Genomic DNA, 2228 nt, shown 5'->3' on the forward strand with positions numbered 1-2228 from the left:
GCAGTAAGAAGGGTCTCGATGTCGTTCGTCACAAAACGATCAACGAGGCCCTTCCCCATTGGTGGCTACCGCCCAAGAACTTCGGACTTACTCGTATAGGTGTGAGACCGGAATACGGCGGGGTCGCCCTGCAGCTCGCACTCCGGCACCCGACACTGGTCAACAAGCTGGTCACGCTGTCGGCCGCCTACCGCAGGGCCGGCTGGTATCCGCGCGCGGCCGGAACCCCTGCCCGCGACATTGCCACGTCCGCATCGCCGAGGCACCGTCGTTATGGCGAGACCATGCTGTTGGATCGCCCGAGTGTCCCGCATTGCCAGCCCTCCGCCACTCCTCCGGCCGAGACCGTCGTCCGGATAGAACTGCTGCGCCGAACTGGTAAGTACTCGGCTTGCCGCATCGCCCTCGAGGCGTCCAACTGGGCGAGCCGTTTTGATGACCGCCTTTGCCGCACTGCCACGAAGCCGTCCAGGGACATCGCGAGGTACCAGAGCACCTTCCCACCGGATCCACACGCCTACCAGGATGGCGTACGTCAGTGACCGTTCCGTAGCGGCTCGGTGCTCAGCACGGATGTCCAGATGCGTGCCGCCCGCCAGACTGGCTGTACACCGTCGAGCAAGGAGGTCACGATGCCCAACCCGACCGTGTTCCCGGATGCGGGGTGACCATCATGGACGAGCTCTCGATCCACTGGACACCGTTGCTTGCTCAAGAGCGGTATCCGCCCGCGAGTTGGCCAGCAGACCGGCCCAACAGAGCCGATCGCCGCCACCAACACTCTGCCTACCGTATTCGACGCAATACCACCGAACGCGCCACGGAGGCCCCGATGACCGTTATCCACCGGGTCCAGCAGGGGCCGGCGTCATGACCGACGTCGATCTGGACGCCCACGCCCGTGGCCTGATGGACGCCAACCTGTACGTGGTCCTCGGTACCGCCGACGCCGACGGCATCCCGTGGACATCGCCCGTCTACTTCGCGACCGCCGACTACGCCGAGATCTTCTGGGTGTCCAGCCCCGACACGCAGCACTCCCGTAACCTCGCCGCGCGTCCCAGGCTGAGCATGGTGATCTTCGACTCGACGGTGCCGGCCTACCATGGCCGGGCGGTGTACCTGTCCGGCACTGCCGCCGAGCTGACCGGCCGTGACCTGGAGCGCGGTATCGAGATCTTCCCCGGAGACCCCACCCGGGGTGGGGCAACCGTGTCGCTCGAGGACGTCACCGCACCGGCGGCGTGGCGCCTGTATCGCGCGACGATCAGCGAGGCGTTCGTGCTCTGCCCCCGCGAGCCGCGCCAGCCGTGCCCCCTGCACGGCCTCGCCGGCGACCACCGCGCGCCCGTGATGCCCTGGCGCCATCCGGCCTAGTGCTCGACGGCGACAGGCGTCGGTTGCACGAGGAGATCCACCTGATCCCGGTCGTCCTCGGTGACGGGCGGCGGCTGTTCGGCGCTGATCGCATCGAGTTCGAGCTGACCCGGGTGATTGATGCGCCCGGTGTCACGCACCTGCGCTACCGGGTGACCTCAGATGCCGGCCGGTGACCACGGCACTCGAAGGCGATCGGGAGCACCACCGGCGTCGATGTCGAGTGCGGGCGTGTCCACCGGAGTACCGAGCTTGTCATGCGAGTCGCTCAAATAGCTAGGAGTGTCGATGTCCAAGGTGTGGTTCGGCCGAGCTGGTGCGCGCCGCCTCCGGTCACGAGGCGACGAGCGCGCGCCGTGTCGCCCAGGTGGTCCGAGACATCGTCGGCCGAGACGATGCCCCCCTACGCCTGCTGCTCGGCGCCGATGCCGTGCCGTTGGCGCAGCAGGCGGCACGGGAACTCGCCGCCAGCGACGAGGCCTGGCGTGAAGTCAGTCTCAGGGTCTCCGACGGGACGCCCCTTACCACCGATAGGGACTGCCAACCAGCGTAGTCGTTGGAGGCTGTTCGCCGCCTCAAGGAACGGTGTCGCGGCAGCTCCCGCTGGTCCAGGCTCATCGGCGTACGTCCGAACCTGCGAACGTGGGCTCTCTACGCAGACGGATGGCCGACATGACCTGTGGTGAGCACGGACCGAGCCTGGCCCAGCCGGCAACCGGACCGCAGCGACCGAGCGGCAACCAAGTCCGGGTGACGCCCCGACGCTGCCCGGCGGAATCGGCCGGGAATTATCGACCGGAGGTGTCGTATCCGGGCCGCGTCGTTCGTAGCCAGGGTGAGCGGCCGCCCAC

2 protein-coding genes and 1 pseudogene are annotated in these 2228 nt (G+C 67.6%); all 3 read left to right on the plus strand.

Going from position 1 to position 2228, the window contains the following annotated elements; all coding sequences use genetic code 11:
* A pseudogene (locus ACWDRB_RS67695) lies at nucleotides 1–542 on the plus strand (hypothetical protein); the annotation flags it as partial.
* A 328-nt stretch (nucleotides 543–870) separates the two neighbouring features.
* Nucleotides 871–1377 carry a pyridoxamine 5'-phosphate oxidase family protein gene (locus tag ACWDRB_RS67700; protein WP_449912854.1) on the plus strand — a complete coding sequence of 169 codons (507 nt, stop codon included), beginning with the start codon at nucleotides 871–873 and terminating at the stop codon, nucleotides 1375–1377.
* A complete protein-coding gene (locus ACWDRB_RS67705) occupies nucleotides 1377–1553 on the plus strand; it encodes a hypothetical protein (RefSeq protein ID WP_449912857.1) in 177 nt (58 codons plus the stop codon). Before ACWDRB_RS67700 ends, ACWDRB_RS67705 begins: the two co-directional genes overlap by 1 nt.
* The last annotated feature ends 675 nt before the right edge of the window (nucleotides 1554–2228 follow it).

This window comes from Nonomuraea sp. NPDC003707 (assembly GCF_053587055.1).